Annotated in this window: 17 protein-coding genes; 4 read left to right on the plus strand and 13 right to left on the minus strand. The window is 75.8% G+C overall.

Features of this window, described 5'->3' with window-relative positions; translation table 11 throughout:
- Both ACI789_RS23935 and sbnA read right to left on the minus strand, forming a co-directional pair.
- Positions 1-916, minus strand: a 916-nt coding sequence (locus ACI789_RS23935) for a phosphopantetheine-binding protein (protein ID WP_457012053.1), incomplete at its 3' end; no start/stop codon positions are given.
- 46 nt (positions 917-962) lie between these two features.
- A complete protein-coding gene (sbnA, locus tag ACI789_RS23940) occupies positions 963-1,949 on the minus strand; it encodes a 2,3-diaminopropionate biosynthesis protein SbnA (protein WP_457012054.1) in 987 nt (328 codons plus the stop codon).
- A 317-nt stretch (positions 1,950-2,266) separates the two neighbouring features.
- Here sbnA and ACI789_RS23945 point away from each other — a divergent pair, with 317 nt between their 5' ends.
- Positions 2,267-2,896: a hypothetical protein gene (locus ACI789_RS23945; RefSeq protein WP_457012055.1), complete on the plus strand. Its 630-nt coding sequence runs from the start codon at positions 2,267-2,269 to the stop codon at positions 2,894-2,896.
- Positions 2,897-2,956: 60 nt separating this feature from the next.
- Here ACI789_RS23945 and ACI789_RS23950 read toward each other — a convergent pair whose 3' ends face one another.
- The 3 genes from ACI789_RS23950 to ACI789_RS23960 form a co-directional block, all read right to left on the minus strand.
- Positions 2,957-3,724, minus strand: coding sequence for a sulfite exporter TauE/SafE family protein (locus ACI789_RS23950; RefSeq protein WP_457012056.1), 768 nt, complete (start codon positions 3,722-3,724; stop codon positions 2,957-2,959).
- An 84-nt stretch (positions 3,725-3,808) separates the two neighbouring features.
- Positions 3,809-4,588 (minus strand): sulfite exporter TauE/SafE family protein, encoded by a 780-nt coding sequence (locus ACI789_RS23955; protein WP_457012057.1) that lies wholly within the window; start codon positions 4,586-4,588, stop codon positions 3,809-3,811.
- A 169-nt stretch (positions 4,589-4,757) separates the two neighbouring features.
- Entirely contained in the window at positions 4,758-7,298 is a 2,541-nt protein-coding gene (locus tag ACI789_RS23960) for a DEAD/DEAH box helicase (RefSeq protein ID WP_457012058.1), read from the minus strand.
- Positions 7,299-7,415: 117 nt separating this feature from the next.
- On the opposite strand from ACI789_RS23960, the gene ACI789_RS23965 reads away from it, so the two are divergent.
- On the plus strand, positions 7,416-8,273 hold the full coding sequence (locus ACI789_RS23965; RefSeq protein ID WP_457012059.1) for an SDR family oxidoreductase: 858 nt from the start codon (positions 7,416-7,418) through the stop codon (positions 8,271-8,273).
- Between the two features lie 48 nt (positions 8,274-8,321).
- Here ACI789_RS23965 and ACI789_RS23970 read toward each other — a convergent pair whose 3' ends face one another.
- A complete protein-coding gene (locus ACI789_RS23970) occupies positions 8,322-8,777 on the minus strand; it encodes a hypothetical protein (protein ID WP_457012060.1) in 456 nt (151 codons plus the stop codon).
- Between the two features lie 123 nt (positions 8,778-8,900).
- Complete coding sequence (gene mmuM / locus ACI789_RS23975; protein ID WP_457012061.1) at positions 8,901-9,824, minus strand: homocysteine S-methyltransferase; 924 nt, start codon at positions 9,822-9,824, stop codon at positions 8,901-8,903.
- 32 nt (positions 9,825-9,856) lie between these two features.
- Between mmuM and yidD the strand changes: the two genes are divergently transcribed.
- On the plus strand, positions 9,857-10,360 hold the full coding sequence (gene yidD, locus ACI789_RS23980) for a membrane protein insertion efficiency factor YidD (protein WP_457012062.1): 504 nt from the start codon (positions 9,857-9,859) through the stop codon (positions 10,358-10,360).
- 10 nt (positions 10,361-10,370) lie between these two features.
- On the opposite strand, the gene ACI789_RS23985 is transcribed toward yidD, so the two are convergent.
- Positions 10,371-11,006, minus strand: a complete 636-nt coding sequence (locus tag ACI789_RS23985; RefSeq protein WP_457012063.1) for a hypothetical protein — start codon at positions 11,004-11,006, stop codon at positions 10,371-10,373.
- 68 nt (positions 11,007-11,074) lie between these two features.
- Between ACI789_RS23985 and arfB the strand changes: the two genes are divergently transcribed.
- A complete protein-coding gene (gene arfB, locus ACI789_RS23990; RefSeq protein WP_457012064.1) occupies positions 11,075-11,515 on the plus strand; it encodes an alternative ribosome rescue aminoacyl-tRNA hydrolase ArfB in 441 nt (146 codons plus the stop codon).
- Positions 11,516-11,545: 30 nt separating this feature from the next.
- Here the strand turns inward: arfB and ACI789_RS23995 are convergent, their stop codons facing one another.
- From ACI789_RS23995 to ACI789_RS24015, 5 genes are all read right to left on the minus strand, one after another.
- Positions 11,546-12,187: a dihydrofolate reductase family protein gene (locus ACI789_RS23995; protein ID WP_457012065.1), complete on the minus strand. Its 642-nt coding sequence runs from the start codon at positions 12,185-12,187 to the stop codon at positions 11,546-11,548.
- Between the two features lie 136 nt (positions 12,188-12,323).
- On the minus strand, positions 12,324-12,617 hold the full coding sequence (locus ACI789_RS24000; protein WP_457012066.1) for a DUF1905 domain-containing protein: 294 nt from the start codon (positions 12,615-12,617) through the stop codon (positions 12,324-12,326).
- 58 nt (positions 12,618-12,675) lie between these two features.
- On the minus strand, positions 12,676-13,968 hold the full coding sequence (locus tag ACI789_RS24005) for an RNA polymerase sigma factor (protein ID WP_457012067.1): 1,293 nt from the start codon (positions 13,966-13,968) through the stop codon (positions 12,676-12,678).
- Positions 13,893-14,246 carry a YciI family protein gene (locus ACI789_RS24010; RefSeq protein WP_456920404.1) on the minus strand — a complete coding sequence of 118 codons (354 nt, stop codon included), beginning with the start codon at positions 14,244-14,246 and terminating at the stop codon, positions 13,893-13,895. The genes ACI789_RS24005 and ACI789_RS24010 overlap by 76 nt, the downstream gene beginning before the upstream one ends.
- An 83-nt stretch (positions 14,247-14,329) precedes the next feature.
- Positions 14,330-14,971: a GNAT family N-acetyltransferase gene (locus tag ACI789_RS24015; protein ID WP_457012068.1), complete on the minus strand. Its 642-nt coding sequence runs from the start codon at positions 14,969-14,971 to the stop codon at positions 14,330-14,332.
- Positions 14,972-15,186: the final 215 nt, after the last annotated feature.

A 15,186-nucleotide genomic window follows, 5' to 3' on the forward strand; every position in this document is an offset into this window, starting at 1 on the left:
CCCCCCCCCCCCCCCCCCCCCCCCCCCCCCCCCCCCCCCCCCCCCCCCCCCCCCCCCCCCCGCCCCCCCCCCCCCCGGCCCCCCCCCCCCCCCCCGGCACCGGGGGAGCGGTCCCCGAGGGGACCGGCTCCGGAGCGACGGGCTGCGCGGCCGGGGCGTCCCGGAACGCCGCGGCGAGGCTGCGCACCGACGGGTGGCGGTACACGTCCTTGATCGAGATCGAGGGGAGGTCGTCGCGCTTGCGGGCGCGGGCGCAGAACTGGGCCATGACCATCGAGTCGGCGCCCAGGTCGTCGAAGAAGTGGCTGGCCGGGCTGACCGGCCGGCCCACGACCTCGGCGAGGACGCCGACGAGTCGTTCCTCGACCGGGTCCGCCGGCGGTGGGGGCGCGAGGGCGAGGGTCAGGGCGTGGATGGTGGGGTGCCGGTAGACGTCCTTGATGGACGGCGAGGGCAGGTCCTCGCGCTTGCGGGCGCGGGCGCAGAACTGCGCCATGACCATCGAGTCGGCACCCAGGTCGTCGAAGAAGTGGCTGGCCGGGCTGACCGGCCGGCCCACGACCTCGGCGAGGACGCCGACGAGTCGTTCCTCGACCGGGTCCGCCGGCGGTGGGGGCGCGAGGGCGAGGGCGAGGGCGTGGATGGTGGGGTGCCGGTAGACGTCCTTGATGGACGGCGAGGGGAGGTCGTCGCGCTTGCGGGCGCGGGCGCAGAACTGCGCCATGACCATCGAGTCGGCGCCCAGGTCGTCGAAGAAGTGGCTGGCCGGGGTCACGGGCCGACCGACGACGTCGGCGAGCAGCGCGGTCAGGACGCGCTCGACCGGGGCCGCCGTTCCCGAGACGCCGTCCCCGCCCGGCGACGGGACGGGGACGGCAGGGACGGCGGGCAGGACCTCGACGGGTTCTCTCAGCACGGGGGCTCCTCGGCCTCTGCTCGGCGGTACGCGCCGGCATGGGGGATCAGGCGGACTGCACGCCCGCGGTCACCTGGGTCTCGGTGAGCACGTCCTCGCCGTACAGGGCGTGCAGCCAGTTCGACTGGTAGACCGTCTCGAGGTATCGCTCACCCAGGTCGGGGGCGATGGCGACGGCGGTGAGGTGGCGGGCGTCGTGCTCGGCCAGCCAGCGCACGGCGCCGCTGACCACGGTCCCGGTGGACCCGCCGAAGAGGAAGCCGCGGCGGGCCAGTCGGTGACAGGAGCGGATGGCGTCGGCCTCCTCGACCATCACGACCTCGTCGACGTAGCTCGCGTCGAGCAGCGGCGGCGGGACGCTCATGCCCAGGCCGGGGATCATCCGGCGGCCCGGGGCCCCGCCGAAGGTGACCGAGCCGACGGCGTCCACGGCGACCACCCGGACCGGCCGGCGCCACTCGCGGAAGAAGCGGGCGCAGCCCATCAGCGTGCCGGTGGTGCCGGCGCCGACGAACACCACGTCCAGCCGCGGGAACGACCGGGCGATGGCCGGCGCCGTGGTCCGGTAGTGGGCCCGCCAGTTGCCGGTGTTCGTGTACTGGTTGAGCCACACGTACCGCGGGTCGGCGGCGCACAGCGCCCGCACGTGGTCCATCCGGGCACCCAGGAAGCCGCTGGTGGGGTGGGGCTCGGAGATGACGTGCACGTCGGCGCCCAGGGCCTCCATGAGCAGCCTGGTCTGCAGGTTGCACCGCGAGTCCGTGACGCACAGGAAGCGGTAGCCCTTGCTCGCCGCGATCATGCTCAGCGCGACGCCGAGGTTGCCCGACGAGGACTCGACGATGATCGAGTCGGGGGTCAGCACGCCGTCCCGCTCGGCGCTCTCGACCATCTCGGTCGCCGCCTTGACCTTGATCGAGCCGGCGAAGTTGAAGCCCTCGCACTTGAGGAACAGCGGCTGCTCGAAGATCGGCTCCAGGTCGACGTAGAGGTCGTCCTCGTTGAAGGCGTGCGGGCTGGAGATGATGGTCACCACGGACTCCTCGCCTCAGAGCGGGGACCGGGAGTCGTGGATCTACACGGACTCCGCGCTTCCCCGGGGGAGCGGCCCCGTTGCCGTTCCTCCTCGTCGGGACGCCGACGTGGGCACGAGCCTCCTGCACGGACCCGAGCGGTCTCCATACGACCTTGGCACTAGTACCGGGGGCCCGGGACCTCCGTACCGGGTCCCGGGACGGAGGTCCCGGGACCACCGCCCGGCCGGGGCCGCACGCCCGATCCGGTGTCGACGTGTCGACACCCGCGCGACCTCCCGGGATCCGTCGGCGGTCGCCCCTAGCGTGGACGGCGATGACCGAGGCCCCACGCACCCCGAACCCGACGACCGCCCAGTTCCCGAGCGTCCCGCCCGCCGGTGCCACCGCGGCGCCGCCGTCCGGGCCGGTCCCCGCCGGCTCCGCGCCGTCCGGGCCGCAGGCCACCGGACCCGTCCCCGGCACGCCGCCGCCGCCCGGCGCAGCCACGCCGCCGCCGGGTCCGCCGCCCGCGCCGGCGGTCCCCGCGCGCACTCCGGAGGACGCCGCGGGCCCGCAGCCGACGGGGCCGGTCCCCGGCCCGCCGCGGGTGGGGCCGCGCCGCTCCAGCCCGCTGACCCGGATGGGGCCCTGGGCGCCGGCCGCCGGCGCGCTGGTCGGCCTGCTGGCGGGCGTGGTGGCGGTGCTCTTCCTGGCGAGCGCGGCGGACGCGTTCGACGAGCGGATGGCGCTGGTCTTCCTCGTCGTCGGTCTGGGCATGCTCGGCGCCTCCGGGGCGCTGCTCGCCGACGAGGTGCGGCTGGTGCGCCGCGGCGCCCGGGAGGCGGGCATCCGTCCGGCGTGGGTGGAGGCGACGGCCAACCTCGTCAACGGCCTCACGCCGGCCCGGCTGCTCCTGCTGGCCAGCGCGTTCGTGCTGTTCCTCGCCGCCTTCGTCGCCACCTGACCCCAGCTCCCGGGGGAGAGGTCGCCGGCGGCCGGGTCGGCGCGACCCGGTCGCCGGCGCTCAGGTGTAGGCCTGCACCGCCAGGTGGATCGCCAGCCCGATGCCGGCCAGCGCGATGATCCGCCGCAGCGCCGCCTGCGGCGCCCGGCGGACCACCCGCGGCCCGATCCGGCCGCCGAGGAACAGCCCGATCGCCAGCGGGATCGCCGCCGACCACGCCACCGGCGCCAGGACGACGAACCCGATCGCGGCCACGGAGTTGGCCATCCCCAGCACCGTGTTCTTCAGGGCGTTGCCCCGCGGCAGGCCCTCGCCGGTGGACAGCAGGAACATCGCCAGCATCATCACGCCGGCCGCCGCGCCGAAGTAGCCGCCGTAGACGGCGATCGCGAAGGTGCCCAGCGGCAGCCACCACGGGTCCTCGTGGGTGGGGTGGTGCGCCGCCCCCTCGGCGGCCAGCTCCCGGGGCGGCCGCTGCACGAGGAGCCCGATCGACGCCCCGGCGATCAGCCACGGCACGATGCGCTCGAAGGCGTCCGACGGGGTGAGCAGGAGCAGCGCCGCCCCGGCCGCGCCGCCGAGGAGGGCGCCGGCCGACAGCCGCAGCAGCCGGCGGCCCTGCCCGCGCAGCTCCGGCCGGGAGGCGCTGACCGAGCCGACGCTGTTGAGCACCAGGGAGACGGTGTTGGTCACGTTGGCCGTCACCGGCGGGAGCCCGGTCGCCAGCAGCGCGGGGTAGCTGATCAGGGAAGCGAGCCCGGCGATGCTCCCGGTGAGGCCCGCGCCGATCCCGGCCAGGACGAGGAAGGCGAACTCCAGCGGGTTCACCCGGCGTCGTCCCCGTCGAAGCGTGCGGCCGCCGTCATGGTCCCCAGGGTGACGGGTGACCTGCGTCATACCGGGACCGGGCGGTCACCGGGACAGCAGCACCCCGATCGCGGTGCAGCCGAGCAGCACGATCGCCGCCCGCAGGACCGCCGAGGGCAGCCGCCGGCCGAACCGCGCACCGAAGTGCCCGCCCAGCAACGACCCCGCGGCGACCAGACCCGCGGCCCGCCAGTCCAGGCGGTCGGTGGCGACGACGACGTAGGCGCCGGCGGCGACCGCGTTCACGGCGAGGGTCAGCACGTTCTTCAGCGCGTTGAGCCGCTGCAGCGACTCGTGCAGCAGCAGCCCGAAGATGCCGATCTGCAGCACGCCCTGGCTGGCCGCGAAGTAGCCGCCGTAGCTGCCGGTGGCGTAGGCGCCGGCGAAGAGAGCGGCCATCCGCCCGCGCCCGATCCGCTCCGGCGGCTCGCCCCCGGCACGCCGGCGGGCCAGCGCCCGCTGCAGCAGCGGCTGGACGGCGACCAGCACCACGGCGAGCCCGACCAGCACCGGCACCACCGCCTCGAAGGCCTCCGCCGGCAGGTGCAGCAGGAGGAAGGCGCCGGTGAGCGCGCCCAGCACCGACCCCGGCAGCAGCCGCAGCAGCAGCCGGCGCTGCCCGGCGAGCTCGCGGCGGTAGCCGACCGCGCCGGTGACGTTGCCGGCCACCAGGCCCAGGGAGTTGCTCACCGTCGCGGTGACCGGGGGCAGCCCCACGGCCAGCAGCACCGGGAAGGTCACCAGCGTGCCGGAGCCGACGACGGCGTTGATGCTCCCGGCCGCCATCCCGGCCGCCGCGACGGCGACCATCTCCCATCCGGTCATGCGGTCCTCGCTGTCTCGATCACACTGCTGTTGATCATGGGGTTCTTGCCAGTCCCTGCGGCGTGCCCTCCCGTGTCGCCGGCAACAAGCCCATGATCAACGGGGGGCTGCGGCCCTCTGGAGGGCCCCGCCGCGAGCCTGCGAGTGGTCGCGGGCGGGGGGTCCCTCCTCAGTCCTTGCGGCCGGCGCCGACCAGGCGCAGGACGACGGCGCCCTCCTCGTCGGAGGCCTCGAGGTCGACCTCGACGTCGAGGCCCCAGTCGTGGTCGCCGGCCGGGTCGTCGACGATCTGCCGCACCCGCCAGACGCCCGGCTCGCTCCGGTCCCACACCAGCAGCGCCGGCCCGCGGGCGTCGGCGCCGGTGTTCACCTCGTCGTGCTCGGCGAAGTAGGCCTGCACCACCTCACCCCACCGGTCAGCGTCCCAGCCCGAGCCGGAGTCGAGCTCGCCCAGGTCGTACCAGCGCCGGCGGGCCCACAGCTCCACCCGCCGGAACAGCGCGTTGCGCACCATCGCGGTGAACGCCCGCTCGTTGCCGGTCAGCGGCCGTGGCCGCGCGGGGACGGCGACCGGCTCGTCGAGCGGCTGGTCCGGGGAGGTGAGCGCCTCCCACTCGTCGAGCAGCGACGAGTCGACCTGCCGCACCAGCTCGCCGAGCCACTCGACGAGGTCGGTGACCTCCTCGGTGCGGGCGGACGCCGGCACGCCGGAGCGCAGCGCCTTGAACGCGTCGGACAGGTACCGCAGCACCGCCCCCTCGGCGCGGGTCAGCCCGTAGGTGTTGACCAGCTCCCGGAAGGTGAACGCCCGCTCCCACATCTCCCGGACGACGGACTTCGGCGACAGCTGCGCGTCGGCCGCCCACGGGTTGGACCGGGTGTAGACCTCCAGCGCGTGCTCGAGCAGCTCCGCCAGCGGCTTGGGGTGGGAGATCTCCTCGAGCAGCTCCATCCGCTCCTCGTACTCGATCCCCTCGGCCTTCATCTGCGCGACGGCCTCGCCGCGGGCCTTGTTCAGCTGCGCGGCCAGGATCTGCCGCGGGTCGTCGAGGGTGGCCTCGATGACGCTGACCACGTCGAGCGCGTAGGTGTCGCTCGTCGGGTCGAGCAGCTCGATCGCGGCCAGCGCGAAGGTCGACAGCGGCTGGTAGAGCGCGAAGTCCTGCGGCAGGTCGACCGTGAGCCGGTAGCGGCGGCCGTCGCCGTCGGGCTCGGGCAGCCGCTCGACGATCCCCGCCTGCAGCAGGGAGCGGCCGATGCCGATCGCCTCCCGGACGTGCCGCAGCTGACGCTTGCGCGGCTCGTGGTTCTCGGTGAGCAGCCGCCGCATCGCGACGAACGGGTCGCCGGGGCGGTCGACGACGTCGAGGACCATCGCCGTCGTCACGCGCATGTTGCTGGTCAGCGGCTCGGGGTCGGCCCCGATGAGGCGGTTCATCGTCGCCTCGCTCCACGGCACCATGCCCTCGGGCGCCTTGCGGCGGACCAGCTTGCGGCGCTTCTTCGGGTCGTCGGCGACCTTGGCGAACTGCTTGAGGTTCTCCACCTCGTGCTCGGGCGCCTGCACCACGACGGTGCCCGCGGTGTCGAAGCCGGCCCGACCGGCCCGCCCGGCGATCTGGTGGAACTCGCGGGCGCTGAGCAGCCGGGTGCGGCTGCCGTCGTACTTCGACAGCGCGGAGAACACCACGGTGCGGATCGGCACGTTGATGCCGACGCCGAGGGTGTCGGTGCCGCAGATGACCTTGAGCAGCCCGGCCTGGGCCAGCTGCTCCACCAGCCGCCGGTACTTGGGCAGCATCCCGGCGTGGTGGACGCCGATGCCGTGGCGGACCAGCCGCGACAGCGTCGTCCCGAAGGCGGAGGTGAACCGGAAGCCGCCGATCATGTCGGCGATCGCGGCCTTCTCCTCCTTGGTGCACACGTTCACGCTCATCAGCGCCTGCGCCCGCTCCAGCGCCGCGGCCTGGGTGAAGTGGACGACGTAGACCGGCGCCTGCCGGGTGTCCAGGAGCTCCTGGATGGTCTCGTGCATCGGCGTGGTCGCGTAGTAGTGGTGCAGCGGCACCGGGCGCTCGGCGCCGGCCACCAGCGCGGTGGGGCGGCCGGTGCGGCGGGTGAGGTCCTCGCGCAGCCACGTGGTGTCGCCGAGCGTGGCGCTCATCAGCAGGAACTGCGCCCTCGGCAGCTCCAGCAGCGGCACCTGCCAGGCCCAGCCGCGGTCGGGGTCGCCGTAGAAGTGGAACTCGTCCATGACGACCAGGCCCACGTCGGCGTCGGGGCCCTCGCGCAGCGCGATGTTGGCCAGCACCTCGGCGGTGCAGGCGATGACCGGAGCGTCCCGGTTCACCGCCGCGTCGCCGGTGAGCATGCCGACGTTGGCCGCGCCGAAGACGCCGCACAACGCGAAGAACTTCTCGCTCACCAGGGCCTTGATGGGGGCGGTGTAGTAGCTGCGCCGGCCCGCGGCCAGCGCGGCGTACTGCGCGCCGGTGGCCACGAGCGACTTGCCCGACCCGGTGGGCGTGGCCAGGACGACGTTGGCGCCGCTGACCAGCTCGATCAGCGCCTCCTCCTGGTGCGGGTACAGCACCGTGCCGTTCGCCTCCGCCCAGGCGGCGAAGGAGGTGAACAGCTCGTCGGGGTCGGCGCCCTGCGCGCGCAGGACGGAGAGGTCGGCGGGGTCGTCGAGGAGGGGGGACGCGGTCATCGTGCAGGACAGCGTGCCCGACGCCGCATCCCTTCCCGCAGGGACGCTCCGGTTCCGCGGCGGACGACGGGGGTAGGCGGGGGCCGTACCCCTCGCAGAGCCCCGTATGGAGGACCCGTGTCCGAGCCCCGCCCGGAATCCCAGCCCGCCCAGCAGCAGGACGTGCCCGGCACGCTCGGGGAGATGACCCCCAAGCCCGACCACGGGGAGGAGAGCTACCGCGGCTCCGGCCGGCTGACGGGCAAGGCGGCGGTCATCACCGGTGGCGACAGCGGCATCGGCCGCGCGGTCGCGATCGCCTTCGCCCGCGAGGGCGCCGACGTCCTCATCTCCTACCTGAACGAGCACGAGGACGCCGAGGACACCAAGAAGTACGTCGAGGAGGCCGGCCGCAGGTGCGTGCTGGTCCCCGGCGACCTCGCCGACCGGGCGCACGCGAAGACCATCATCCCGAAGGCCCTCGAGGCGTTCGGGAAGATCGACGTGCTGGTCAACAACGCGGCGTTCCAGATGAGCCACGAGTCGCTGGAGGAGATCTCCGACGACGAGTGGGACCACACCGTCGCGCTGAACCTCTCGGCGATGTTCACCCTCTGCAAGGACGCGATCCCGCACATGCAGCCGGGGGCGTCGATCATCAACTCCTCGTCGGTGAACTCGGACAACCCGAGCCCGCACCTGATCGCCTACGCGATGACCAAGGCCGGCATCGCGAACTTCACCGCGTCGCTCGCGCAGATGTACGCCGAGAAGGGGATCCGCGCCAACAGCGTCGCCCCGGGCCCGATCTGGACGCCGCTGATCCCGGCGACCATGCCCGAGGAGAAGGTGGAGAGCTTCGGCCAGCAGGTGCCGATCGGCCGCCCCGGCCAGCCCGCCGAGCTCGCGCCGGTCTACGTGATGCTGGCCAGCGACGAGGCATCCTACGTCTCCGGCGCGCGCGTCGCGGTGACCGGCGGCAAGCCGATCCTCTGAGGGAGCACCCCCTGCCCCCGCGCCGGGCGTGCGGGCAGGGGCCCTCGCTCAGTTCAGGTTCGGGGAGGCGCCCGGGAAGGCCGTCGCGAGGGACGGCCGCTCACGCCGGCCGGGCACCAGCTGGGCGCCGGTCCGGCGGGGCACGGCGGCGAACTCGTAGGTGCCGACCCGGGACGCGGTGCCCGCGCGGCTGTCGGTGAGCACCGGGGAGGTGGCGACGCACCGGGTGGTGAACGTGGCGCCGGCGGCGGTCACCACGGACCGCAGCCGCTGCAGGACGACGTCGAGGTAGAGCCGGTCGGCGGACGGGGAGCGGGGCAGCTCGACGGTGGCGGTCAGCCACTGGACGGCGGTGGGGTCCTCGCCGGCCCAGTCGAGGACGAGGGAGCAGGCCCGGGCGCCCTCCCCGACGCGGGACCGCCCGGGCTCGGGAGTGTTCAGCAACAACGCCCGGAGCACGGCGTCCTGGACGATCCGTTCACACACCGCCATGCGCACGTCCATGGCTACCGTCCCGTCGATGGCCCGTTGTCCGCTGTGGTCCCCACGCTATGGAGGCACCAGCAAGGGGATACCCAGCCGGAGGTAAGCGACAGGCAAAACCTGGCGGCAGTTGCCGCCGTCCGGTCAGCCGGGGTGGGGCACGTCCGGGATGAGCGCCGCGGCGAGCCGGGCGACGTCCGCGGGGCGCACCCGGCAGCAGCCGCCGAGCAGGCGGGCACCGGCGGCCACCCACGCCGGGACGTCCGCGGCGTCGACCCCCGGCGCGCCCGTCCAGCGGCGGGCGGCGGCGTCCCAGCCCTCGCCGCTGTTGGGGTAGGCCACCAGGGGCTTGCCGGCCGCCGCGGCGGCGGCCAGCGCGGGCGCGACGGCCGACGGCGCGGTGCAGTTGACCCCGACCGCGACGACCGCGGCCACACCCGCTGCCAGCGCGAACACCGCCTCGGCCCGCTCGCCGCGCCGGGTGCGGACGACGCCGTCGCCGTCCACCGTGGTGGTGAGCGACAGCCACACCGGGACGCCGAGCGCGTCGGCCTCCGCGACCAGCGCCTCCGCCTCGGCGGCGGCGGGCACGGTCTCGCAGGCGAGGACGTCGGCACCGGCCTCGGCGAGCAGCTCCATCCGGGGCCGGTGGAAGGCCCGCAGCTCGGCGACCGACACCCGCGCGCAGTAGGCGCCGGTGTACTCCGAGCCGTCGGCGAGCACCGCCCCGTACGGACCGACCGACCCGGCCACCCAGCTCTCCGGCGCTCCGCGGCGGGCCAGCTCCACCGATGAGGCGATCAGCCGGCGCGCCTCGGCGGCGGCCACCCCGGCCGCGGCGAACCCTTCGACCGAGGCCTGGTAGCTGGCTGTGGTCGCCACCCGGGCGCCGGCCGCGGCGAAGGCGGCGTGCGCGGCCACCACGGCCCCGGGGTCGTCGCGCAGCAGCCGGGCCGACCACAGCGCGGACGACAGGTCGTGCCCCCGGGCCTCCAGCTGGGTGGCCAGCCCGCCGTCGAGCACCACCGGCCCGGCGGCGAGGGCGTCGGCGAGCGGGCGGTCAGGCATGCGGTCGATCCTCCCGCGGTACAGGCGCACCCATGGTCTTCATCTGGAGCAGCAACTGGGGTCCGCGGCGCCGCCCGTCGCGCGGGTACCGCGGCCGAGGCGGCTACCCCGGCTACGGGCGGGGGTACGGCGGCGGCTACGGGCGGGGGTACCGCGGCGGCCACCAACGCGACGAGTCGTGCCTGCGCGACCTGCTGCTGCTCAACACCGGCTGCTGCCTGGCCAACGCGATCGGGTGCGGGGTCGACGGCCTGTTCCTCGTGCCGACGACGGCGCGGCACGTGCACGCGGCCGGCACCGGGCGCCGGGGGACCCGGGTGCGAGACCGGCTGGTGGCCGCGGTGCGGGTCTACCAGCGCGAGGTCAGCCCGCGGCGCCCCCCGGTGTGCCGGTTCGAGCCGACCTGCTCGGCCTACGCCGTCCAGGCGCTCGAGGGGCACGGCGCCCGGCGCGGCACCTGGCTGACGCTGCGCCGGCTGCTGCGCTGCCGCCCCGGTGCCGCCGGTGGTCCCGACCCCGTGCCGGCCGCCGGCTGAGTGTCCCGGCTCACCCGGGGACGGCCGGCCCGTCGTCGGCCTCCGCGGTGAGCGCCCGGGCTCCCGCGACCGCGAGGAGCACCGGCAGGGCGCCGAGCAGGGTGCCGCCGTGGAGTGCCTCCAGCACGCCGACGACCCCGGGGGAGGAGTCCAGCAGCGCCCAGCCCAGGGTGAACAGCGGCACGGTGACGACGGCGGTGCCCAGCATGGCGCGCAGCTGCGCCCGGACGCCCGCGCGCCGGGTGGCCAGCCCGACGACCGCCGCCGGCAGGAAGGTGAACAGCCAGTCCAGCTCCGGGAGCACCGCGCCCACGACCAGGTCGGACAGCGCCGCGGAGTGCAGGGCGTTCCACCCGAGGGCGAACGCGGCGACGAGCACCACCAGCCACCACAGCGCCGGGACGAGGCGGCCCGGCAGCGTCGCGGGGCGGGCCACGGCGCCGGCCGCCACCAGGCAGACCCCCGCCGTCCCCAGGACCAGCACCAGCAGGGACGGCGGGACGTCGGCCACCCGCCAGTCCGGGGCCTGTGCGGGCAGCGGCCACGGGGCGGTGCCGACGACGGCGGCGGCGAGGGTGAGCACCCCGGCGACCACGGCCACCGTGCCGGGGCGGGACGGCGCGGTCCTGTGCCGGCCGACGGTCACGGCACCGAGGGTGGCACGCGACGGCCCCGCCCAGCGGTCGGCGGCGTGCGAGCGGCCAGACTGTGCGCGTGCCCGACGCCGACGACGTCTCCGGTGACCTGCCGGTCACCGGCTCCGTGGTGGTGCCCGCGGCCGCGCTGGGCTGGCGCTTCTCCCGGTCCTCGGGCCCCGGCGGCCAGGGCGTGAACACCGCCGACTCGCGGGTGGAGCTGTCGGTGGCCCCGCTGGCGCTGCCTGGGCTGGGCGACGCGCAGCGGCAGCGGCTCGCCGCGCGCCTCGGGGACCGGCTGGTGGACGGCGTCCTGACCGTGGTGGCCAGCGAGCACCGCCAGCAGCGGCGCAACCGGCAGGCCGCCCGGGAGCGGCTGGCCGCCGTCCTGCGGGCGGCGCTGGCCCCGCCCCCGCCGGCGCGCCGGCGCACGAAGCCGACGAAGGGCTCCCAGGAGCGGCGCATCCAGGCCAAGAAGCAGCGCGGCGAGCTCAAGCGCTCCCGCCGCCACTGGGACTGAGCGCATCCGGCCGGCCGCGCGGTGGCGCCGTCACGACCTCGTGAACGTGAGGTGGGTGACGCCGCTGGGTGTCGAGACCGCCTCGATGTCGTAGTCCGCCTCGATGGCTTCGAGGCCGTCCCACAGCCGCACCCCGCGCCCGAGCACGATCGGCACCTGGACCAGGTGGACGTGGTCGACCAGGCCCGCCGCGATGAAGTCGCGGGCGACGGTCGGACCGCCGCCGATGCGCACGTCCCGGCCGGCTGCCGCCTCGCGCGCGACGTCGAGGGCCTCGGCCGGGGAGGCGTCGAGGAAGTGGAACGTCGTCCCGCCGGCCATCTCGATCGGCGACCGCGGCCGGTGGGTGAGCACGAAGGTCGGCGTGTGGAACGGCGGGTTCGGGCCCCACCACCCTCGCCACTCGGGGTCGTCCTGCCAGCCCGGGGGGCCGAACTTGCCCGCGCCCATGATCTCGGCGCCGATGCCCGGCTCGTGCTGCTGGGCCATCGCGTTGTCGACGCCGACGGTGCCGCCCTCGCGTCCCACGATCGGGGCGCCGAATCGTGTGGCGATCATCCACTCGTGCAGCCGTTCGCCGGCGTGGCCGAAGGGGGTGTCGAGCGCCTGGCCCTCACCGGTGGCGAACCCGTCCAGCGACATGGAGAGGTTGTGGATGCGGGTCCGTGTCATCTGCTCGCTCCGTCGGCTCGGCTGCTTTCCTCCGGTGGAGACCTCCGCCGACCTCGGCACTCATCGGTCCCGTGCGGCTCGGCTTCGTCCGGGAGTCGCAGCCGATCAGCGCGCAGCGCCCGGGGCCTCGACCGCGTCACGACCACCGCTGCTCGAGGCGCACCGTCACCTCGTCGCCCGCGCCGTCCTTGCCGATCGCCCGGCAGATGGCCGCCCGCAGCGGCAGCCAGTGCGGACCGCTCCCGGACGGCATCAGCGTGGCGGCGAACGGGTGCCCGTCGGTGGTGCCGGACACCTTGACCGCCCGCCGCGTGCCGAACAGCTCCGCAGAGCCGGGCACGGTCAGGTAGGTCGGGAACGCGCCGTCCTTCTCGATCGGCGCGGTGAAGGTGACGTCGAGCGGCTGGGGTGTGCCCTGTCCTGCGGCCATGCGGGGTCCTCCTCGGGGACGGGGTGGTCGAGGGGCAGACCGGGACGGGACGCGGAACTCATCGCTGCGCCAGCGCGGCCCGCCGCCGTTCCAGGAAGGCCCGCTCGGCGGCGTTGCCGGCCAGGTCGATCGCCTCGGCATAGGCCGCGGCCGCCTCCTCGTCCCGGCCCAGCCGCCGCAGCAGGTCGGCCCGGACGGCGGGCAGCAGGTGCCCCGGCAGGGAGAGCCGCTCCACGAGGGCCAGTCCCGCGGCCGGCCCCTCGACCTCGGCGACGGCGACCGCCCGGTTGAGCGCCACCACCGGGCTCGGCGCCAGGACGGCGAGCTGGTCGTAGAGCGCCAGCACCTGCCGCCAGTCGGTGTCGGCGGCGCTGCGGGCGTCGCTGTGCACGGCCTGGATGGCGGCCTGCACCTGGTACGGCCCGGGGGCGTTGCGCCGCAGGCACCGCCGCACCAGCTCCTGCCCCTCGGTGACGAGGGCGGCGTCCCACAGCCGGCGGTCCTGCTCCGGCAGCGGCACCAGCCCGCCGTCCGGTCCGACCCGGGCGGGGCGGCGGGACGCGACCAGCAGCACCAGCGCCAGCAGCCCGAGGACCTCCGGCTCGTCGGGCATCAGCCCGGCCAGCTCCCGAGCCAGCCGGATCGCCTCGGCGGTGAGGTCCGGGCGGTCCAGCCGCTCGCCGGCGGTGGCCGTGTAGCCCTCCGTGGCGATCAGGTGGACGACGGCGAGCACGCCGCGCAGCCGGTCGGGCAGGTCGGCCTCGGCCGGCACCCGGTAGGGGATGCCGGCCGCCCGGATCTTCGCCTTCGCCCGCACCAGCCGCTGCGCCATGGTGGCCTCCGGCACGAGGAAGGCGCGGGCGATCTCCGCGGTGGTCAGGCCGCCCACCAGCCGCAGGGTCAGCGCCACCCGGGCCGCCGGGGCCAGCGCGGGGTGGCAGCAGGTGAACAGCATGCGCAGGCGGTCGTCGCGCACGGCGCCCTCCTCGGGCGGCGGGTCCGGGTCGGCCAGCAGGGCCGCGGCGCGGTGGCGGGCGTCGCGGGTCGACTCCCGGCGCAGCCGGTCGATCGCCCGGTTGCGGGCGGTGGTGACGATCCAGCCCGCCGGGCTCGGCGGCACCCCCTCGGCCGGCCAGCGCGCGACCGCGGCGGTGAAGGCGTCCTGCACCGCCTCCTCGGCGGCGTCGATGTCGCCGAGGAGGCGGGTGAGGACGGCGACGGCGCGGCCGTAGCACTCGCGGAAGACGCGCTCGACGCCGGCGGTGGTCGGGTCGGTCAGCAGCTCGGCCCACCCTGGAGCGGCCGCACCTCGATCGGCAGGGTGATGGCCCGGGCGAGCTTGCGGCCCCACACCAGGGCGGCGTCGAGGTCGGGCACCTCGATGACGGTGAACCCGCCGATGTGCTCCTTGCCCTCGAGGTAGGGGCCGTCGGTCAGCAGGACGTCGTCCCCGGAGAGGCGGGCGACGGTGGCCGTCTCCGGCGGGTGCAGCCCGCCGGCGAAGACCCAGGCGCCGGCCTCCCGCATCTCGCGGTTGACCTCGCCGAGGTCGCGCATGATCGGCTCGAGCACCTCGGGCGGGGGCGGGTCGCCGTCGGGCTGGTAGATGGAGAGCAGGTACTGCGGCATCGCGGGCCTCCCGTCGCTGACGGCGGCCGGCACCGTACCGGCCGCTCACCCCCTGTACGAACGGACCGGCCCCGGATCGACACTCACCCGGTCGCGGGCCGGCGCACCAGGAACCACAGCGGCAGCTCCTCGTCGGCGGTGTGCAGCGCCTGCTGCACCTCGAACCCGGCGCGGCGGAGGAAGCGGGCCGCCGCCCACGTGTAGACCGCGGTCACGGCCGCGAGCCCCTCGGCGTCGCAGCGGTCGAGCACCGGACGCAGCAGCGCGCCGGCCATGCCCTGCCGGCGGCTGCTCGGCCGGGTGCCCAGGTGGGCCAGCCACCAGTGCGGCTCGGCCGGCCGGGCCGCGTCGACCAGCTCGCGGGTGCGCGCGACGGCGGTCCAGCGCGACCCGGCGAGGTAGGGGAGCTCGCGGGCCAGCGCCGTCCGGACGTCGTCGGGCAGCGGGGCGGTGCCCGGTGCACCCGGGGGCGCCTCCCAGGTGGCCACCGCGGTGACGTCCTCGGTGACCCAGCAGGTGCCCGTGGCGACCGACCGGTGGCCGGCGTCGAGCTCGTGCAGGCGGGTCAGCCGCTGCACGCGGCCGTCGTCCGGCAGCGCCCAGCGGGTCCAGCGGGAGTCGGCGAGGGCGACGGTCAGCGTCGCGGCGATCCGGGGCACGTCGCGCTGCTCGGCCGGACGCACCGACGGGGTCCCGAGGCGGGCGGTCGTCGCGGGGTCACTCACGCGGCCTCCTCGCTGGCGCTCGTCAGCCGCGTTCGCGGCACTGCTGTGCTCGATGGTGAGCTCGCAAGCTCGCTCACTCGCCATCTCACCACCCGCGCCGGGGGGGGGGGGGGGGGGGGGGGGGGGGGGGGGGGGGGGGGGGGGGGGGGGGGGGGGGGCGCGCGCGGGGGCGGGGGCGGCGGGGCGTGTCGCGCACGCCGGCGCTCGCCAGCCAC

It is taken from the genome of Geodermatophilus sp. SYSU D00965, from assembly GCF_054050075.1.